The sequence below is a fragment of the Segatella copri genome, from assembly GCF_019127135.1.
GTDB lineage: Bacteria > Bacteroidota > Bacteroidia > Bacteroidales > Bacteroidaceae > Prevotella.
Genome location: NZ_JAHOEA010000028.1, coordinates 46268 through 52328, shown reverse-complemented (window position 1 = coordinate 52328; position 6061 = coordinate 46268). Strand labels below are relative to the sequence as shown.

Sequence of the window (6061 nt, the reverse complement as noted above, 5' to 3'; positions counted from 1 at the left end):
GGCTTTTTTGTGTCTTAAAGCGAAGAAAGTTGTTCTTTTCTTTGGCATTTCCAATTCTTTTCGTTAATTTTGTGGCGTTAATTTAAAAGAAAGGAATAAGATGGAAACGATTAATATTCAGTTTCAAGTACCTTCTACAGGTCAATATACGCTTGACGAATTTGTCGCCAAGCTCAAAGACTATGCAGAAAAATTAGCCGGTTCTATCTCCAAGTCAGGAAACAGTTACCAGGAAAGATTCATGAGCCAGGCAGAGCAGGAAGCCTATGTGGCAGAAAGCCTCAACCGTGCTCTTGATGAAATGGAAGCTCATAAGAAGAATGGGACTAAGCCGATGAGTTTTGATGATTTTATGGCTAAACTTGATGAGGAGGATTAGTTATGGAAGTTGAAATACGTGTTGGGAGTGAGTTCTTAATACAGTTTAAGCGTCTTTCTAAAAAATATCGTTCTTTAAAAAGCGATATTAAAGATTTGAAAGACTCTCTTGTAATTGATCCTTTTCAAGGTACTAGTCTTGGCAAAGGTGTCAGAAAGGTAAGAATGGCAATAGCTAGTAAGGGTAAAGGTAAGAGTGGTGGTGCAAGGGTCATCACTTATAATCTTTACCAGGAAGGAGATTCCATTATCATTGATTTGTTGACAATCTATGATAAAGGAGAAATCTCTAATATCTCTGATGAGTTTATCAGTTTTTTGCTTGATAAACGTAAAAATGGATAATACGCAGAAAAGAAATCTGGAAAAAAGAATATGGCAGCAACTGTTTTTAATCAAGCACAGCTTGAACTTTTAGATATGATGCAATGGGTAAAAAGCCCGGAGGTATTAGCTGAATTGAAGCAGGTTATTTCTGATTTCTTTGCCAAGAAGGGACAGGAAGAATTAGATGCAATGTGGGAGCGTGGGGAAATTACAGAAGAAAAGCTGAAGAGCTTTGAGACATTGCACGAAAGAACTCCTTATCGAGGATTAAGGAATTTGTAGATTATGTGATTGTGGAACTTTATTGTATTTCATAACGAGGATTGCCTTTTAGTATTTCAGATGCTGAAAGGCTTTTTTGTGTCTTAAAGCGAAGAAAGTTGTTCTTTTCTTTGGCATTTCCAATTCTTTTCGTTAATTTTGTAGCGTCATTTCCGAGATGGCTGGCAAAGGGATGCTGGCTGAGAAGTCTGGGGATTGGCTATATCTTTTAGAATTAGACGTTTACTACGTTTTGCTTCTGATACACTGAAACTTAGGAACTTTCAAATGGCATTCAGAGGAAAATGGCAGTGGACGCCTACTATAACGTGTATATATACACGGCACAAGTGCGCCCTTTCGTATAGGAAGGGTGTTCCTTGTGCTACATACATATATGCAATGTTGGCGTAGGTGTTGTCCTCTTGCTCCTGTCCTTGATGTTATCGGTTTCCTAAGGCCGCAGTGTACGGGGACATGAAAAGGAGTAATGACACCCCTGCGCCAATTCTTTTAGATAAATTTGTATCAACTTAGAAAGCAACAACTAACTTGTAACTTGTTGGTACAAAGACTAATTTAATCGGATTATATTTATCTGCTTTGGGGGTGAGCAAAGGGATGTAACGTCGTTATTCTTATGAACAAATACGAACTCGCAAAGAAGATAAATGAATTGGAGGGTCTTACGAATGATGAGAAATCGGAGTTAATCAAACTACTTCGTTCGCAAAAGAAGTATGGTTTGGTTTGGGAAGACAAGCCTGAGGATGCTGAGCAAAGAATGGTCAACGAACAGCCTGTGCTTGTTGAAGTGCCTGAACGTGCCATCCTCAGCGATGACGCTGAGGCTCCAAACCATATTCTTATTGAAGGCGATAACCTCGAAGCCCTTACAGCTCTTAGTTATACCCATGCAGGGAAGATTGATGTCATTTATATCGATCCTCCTTATAATACAGGTAATAAGGACTTTTCGTATAATGATACTTTTATAGATAGGGAAAATGGTTATAGACATTCTATGTGGTTGTCCTTTATGGATAAACGTTTGGAAATTTCCAAAAATTTACTCTCGTCAAGAGGTACTATATTTATTTCTATTGATGATAATGAATTGTCACAACTGAAACTGTTGTGTGATGAAATTTTTGGAGAGAGGAATTTTATTGCTTGCCCTGTTCGAAGACGTCGAAAATCTCAAGCGAATCTATCTAAAAACATTTCAACGATACATGAGTATGTATTAATTTACAGAAAGAATATAGAACATGAATTAAATAAAGTTGAGGCTAATTTGGATTTAGATAGCTTCAAAAATCCAGATAATGATCCAAGAGGTCCTTATACAACAATGCCATGTACTAATAGGGGAGGAACAAAATATAGTGTTGTGACACCAACGGGCAATGTTATAGAAGATGAATGGCGTTTTAAAAAGCAAACATATGATCAGTTGTTTGAGGATAATCGTATAGTCTTTCCGAGAGGAGGAAAAGGAAAACCTAGATATAAGTTGTTCTTGTCAGAGAAACAAAGAGGTGGTGTGATACCAAATAGTTGGTGGGATGAGTTAGAGTCTAATCAGGAAGGAGCTGCTTTGCTAAAGCAGATTTTGGGCGAGGATGCTTTTAGTAATCCTAAACCTGTTGGTTTAATAACTTTTATAGAAAAGCTTTCTACCTTAAAGGATTCTACCATCCTCGACTTCTTTGCAGGGTCAGGAACAACCTTGCATGCCACCATGCAACTCAATGCCGAAGATGGCGGTCATCGCCGTTGTATCTTGGCAACAAACAACGAGAATGGAATTTGTGAGAATGTAACTTATGAGCGAAACCGTCGAGTTATCCAAGGCTATATAACTCCTAAGGGAGAAAAAGTTCCAGGTTTAACCCGCAACAACCTTCGTTATTACAAGACAAAGTTTGTGCCTCGTGATAAGAGTCCGAAGAATCTGCGTAATTTGATGGCACTCTCTACAGATATGCTTTGCATTCACAACGATACATATATCGAGAAGCCATTTGTTGACAAGAACATTAATAATAAGATAGCTCGCTATTTCGAGAGCAATGATGGAAGTAAGCGAATGCTGGTGATTTATCGCGCTGAGGCTATTCAAGCCTTGGTAGAATTGATGAAGCAGGAATTCAAGAATGGCGAAAGTAAGGAGAACGGCAAACTCATGGTCTATGTCTTCTCGCCAAACGGCTATGCTTATGATGATGAGTTTGAGGATGTGGCAGATTACGTTTCGCTTTGTGCCATGCCTGATGCCGTATTGAATGCTTATCGCAGAGTTTTGCCAAAGAAGCGCCAAGCACAACTCCTGGATGATATTGCAGAAGAAACGGATTCAGAAGCGAGAACAGTCGAAGAATCGGATTTATTTCAAAGTCAAACATATACAATGGCAGCAAGTGAAATCAAAGATAACAGGGAAGGAGGTGACGAATGAAACAGATACAATATCAGCAGAAAGCAGTCAAGGAATTGGTAGATAAGACCATAGACCTACTTACTTATTCAGGTATGCGCCATACACTCGTATTCAAGGCTCCAACTGGTGCCGGCAAGACGGTGATGGCATCAGAAATGTTGCTCCGACTGAATGCTGAGTTGAGAGACCGTACGGATGTGCCTTATAAAGAATTGGCATATATTTGGATTGCTCCCAACAAGCTTCATGAACAGAGCTACTTTAAGATGAAATCCTTCTTTACGGAAGGACAGGAGTTGCATCCGGTCATCTATGACGACCTCGACCATTCTGCCGAAGGTTACATCCATCCGGGAGAAATCCTTTTCGTCAATTGGGAGAGTATCAATAAGGATAATGCCGTGATGATACGTGATACGGAGCAGAGTGCTTCGCTATATGATCTTACTCGCAGAACCCAGGAAGAACAGAATATTCCTATCGTCGTTATCATCGACGAAGAGCACATGTTTGCCAGCAAACTCGCCAACAAGACAGAGAAGGTGTTGAAGAACATCAATCCAAAAGTTGAGCTCCGTATTTCGGCAACCCCTGAGACAAAAGGCGATTTAGATGTGAAGATACCTAGAGAGGCTGTTGTTAGAGAAGGTATGATTAAACAGGGCGTGGTATTGAATCCTGCCTTGAACTTTACGGATCCGAATGGTTCTTTGAACCAGCATCTGGTGAGCCTTGCCTTGAAGAAACGTGAAGAGTTGGCTGAGGCTTATCGCAAGATAGGTGTTCATATCAATCCTCTGCTGCTTATTCAGTTGCCTAATGATAAGGATAAGATGGATAAGGATGATGAAAGCATCAAGGAAGAGGTGATGCAATATCTGGACACCATCAAGAATATCAATGTTGACAATGGCAAGTTGGCGATATGGCTCAGCAACGAAAAGGAGAATCTGGATGGTATAGAGAAACCGGATAATCTGACCGAAGTGTTGCTCTTCAAGCAGGCCATCGCTTTGGGATGGGACTGCCCTCGTGCCGCTGTGCTCCTCATCTTCCGAAAGATAGAGAGTTTTACTTTCACAGCTCAGACCGTGGGACGCATCCTTCGTATGCCTGAGCAGCATTTCTATGAGGACGACCGACTGAATTGGGGCTATGTATATACCAATCTCAGCAAAGACATCATCAAGATTGTGCAAGATGATATGGACTATATGTCGAATATTCATGCTGTTCGTCGAGAGAATCTATGCAATGTGGTGCTGCGTTCTGAATATTGTGAGCGTCCTGCCATTGCACGTAAGCGACTGGGACCAGATTTCAAGAAGGTACTTGCAAAAGTCTTTGAAGATATTCTTCTGGTTAAGAACCGCCAGTTATCTCTTTTCACGATAGATGACTTGGAGGGCAATGTGGATGAAGGAGATTCCGAAGATGTTGAGGCTGCAGAGAGCATTTATGCCAAAAACAGAAAGGCATGTGAGGATAAGATTACCTTTAAAGTAAGAAGCATTGGTATCGATTTGATAGAGGATGTCAGTATCACGGGCGAGACTGGTGAGACTCATGTGGATAAAAAGGCAAGATATGTCCGCACGATGCAGGAATTGAACAATTCATTCAATGCTTTCTGTGCCAAGTGTATCGGGTCGAAGTTTGAGAAGGTGAGTATCACTACATTGGCTTTTGCCTTGAAGGAACTGATGGAAGACCTGTTTGAACTCTTCGAGACGGATGCCGTGAAGGTGATTCTTTATCATGGTAATAAGGAGGTATTTGCAGATTTGATAGACCGTGCCTTGAATCGTTATCAGAAGATTCTTGAGGAACGACAGAATCAGCAGAATGCAAAGTTTTATAAAACTTATGACTGGGAGGTTCCAGTGGAACGACTCTATAAGGAAGAAAGTCATCACATCAAGGATAAGGTACGAGATCATGCTCTTCTGCCATTTGTAGAATTAAAGAATGCCTCTAAGCCTGAAGAGCGTTTCGAAGCTTTCCTGGAATCCAACAAGGAATATATTGACTGGTGGTATAAGAATGGTGATGCCGGCAGGCAGCATTATGCCATCAGTTACGAGAACAAGGAGGGGCATAAAGCCCTCTTCTATGTAGATTTCGTGATTCGCATGAAGAATGGTCAGGTTCTGCTCTTTGATACCAAGAGTGCAGGAAGTGATGTGGATGCAGTGGAAAAGCATAATGCCCTCATCGACTATATGGCGAGCGAAGAGAACAAGGACAAGCATCTGAAGGGTGGTATCATTATCGAGAGAAATAACAACTGGAAGTATTGTCCGCTGAAGATAGAAAACACTACAGACATCGTGGAGTGGGATAGCTTCTATCCGAAAGAATATAAATAAGTTATAAACGCTACATATTATAATAAGGTGTAATAACGATGGCAAAGGGACTAGATGGAAAATTCTTGCACTATGGCATCCGAAAGGAAGACCTCGATCTGATCAGGACGCTATGCGAGAAGCATGAGATTGACTTCGACTGGATGAGCGAGGAAATCCTGCGCAAATATCATGCAGCCAAGGTAGATAAGATAGAAATGAATGACGAGGATACTGAGAAGATTATCGCCGAGGCGATTTCTCAGATCAAGTAATGAATCAAGAATGAAGAACGAAGAGTGAA

At 40.8% G+C, this 6061-nt stretch carries 6 protein-coding genes; all 6 read left to right on the top strand.

Annotated features, from left to right (window positions below; translation table 11 throughout):
• The first annotated feature begins 100 nt into the window (after nt 1-100).
• The 6 genes from KSW37_RS08915 (at nt 101) to KSW37_RS08890 (ending at nt 6032) form a co-directional block, all read left to right on the top strand.
• A complete protein-coding gene (locus KSW37_RS08915) occupies nt 101-379 on the top strand; it encodes a hypothetical protein (RefSeq protein ID WP_217314164.1) in 279 nt (92 codons plus the stop codon).
• Between the two features lie 2 nt (nt 380-381).
• Nucleotides 382-723 carry a type II toxin-antitoxin system RelE/ParE family toxin gene (locus tag KSW37_RS08910; RefSeq protein WP_217314165.1) on the top strand — a complete coding sequence of 114 codons (342 nt, stop codon included), beginning with the start codon at nt 382-384 and terminating at the stop codon, nt 721-723.
• A gap of 30 nt (nt 724-753) precedes the next feature.
• The gene (locus tag KSW37_RS08905) at nt 754-987 is read left to right on the top strand and encodes a dephospho-CoA kinase (protein ID WP_217314166.1); all 234 of its coding nucleotides are present in this window, start codon (nt 754-756) and stop codon (nt 985-987) included.
• A 619-nt stretch (nt 988-1606) separates the two neighbouring features.
• The gene (locus KSW37_RS08900; protein WP_217314167.1) at nt 1607-3427 is read left to right on the top strand and encodes a site-specific DNA-methyltransferase; all 1821 of its coding nucleotides are present in this window, start codon (nt 1607-1609) and stop codon (nt 3425-3427) included.
• Nucleotides 3424-5778 (top strand): DEAD/DEAH box helicase, encoded by a 2355-nt coding sequence (locus tag KSW37_RS08895; RefSeq protein WP_217314168.1) that lies wholly within the window; start codon nt 3424-3426, stop codon nt 5776-5778. The genes KSW37_RS08900 and KSW37_RS08895 overlap by 4 nt, the downstream gene beginning before the upstream one ends.
• A 38-nt stretch (nt 5779-5816) precedes the next feature.
• On the top strand, nt 5817-6032 hold the full coding sequence (locus KSW37_RS08890) for a DNA modification system-associated small protein (RefSeq protein WP_006848313.1): 216 nt from the start codon (nt 5817-5819) through the stop codon (nt 6030-6032).
• The last annotated feature ends 29 nt before the right edge of the window (nt 6033-6061 follow it).

Bases quoted from the DNA above. Each gene is read 5' to 3' on its own strand.
- KSW37_RS08900 (WP_217314167.1), top strand. From the start codon at position 1,607: ATGAACAAATACGAACTCGCAAAGAAGATAAATGAATTGGAGGGTCTT.
- KSW37_RS08890 (WP_006848313.1), top strand. From the start codon at position 5,817: ATGGCAAAGGGACTAGATGGAAAATTCTTGCACTATGGCATCCGAAAG.
- KSW37_RS08905 (WP_217314166.1), top strand. From the start codon at position 754: ATGGCAGCAACTGTTTTTAATCAAGCACAGCTTGAACTTTTAGATATG.
- KSW37_RS08910 (WP_217314165.1), top strand. From the start codon at position 382: ATGGAAGTTGAAATACGTGTTGGGAGTGAGTTCTTAATACAGTTTAAG.
- KSW37_RS08895 (WP_217314168.1), top strand. From the start codon at position 3,424: ATGAAACAGATACAATATCAGCAGAAAGCAGTCAAGGAATTGGTAGAT.
- KSW37_RS08915 (WP_217314164.1), top strand. From the start codon at position 101: ATGGAAACGATTAATATTCAGTTTCAAGTACCTTCTACAGGTCAATAT.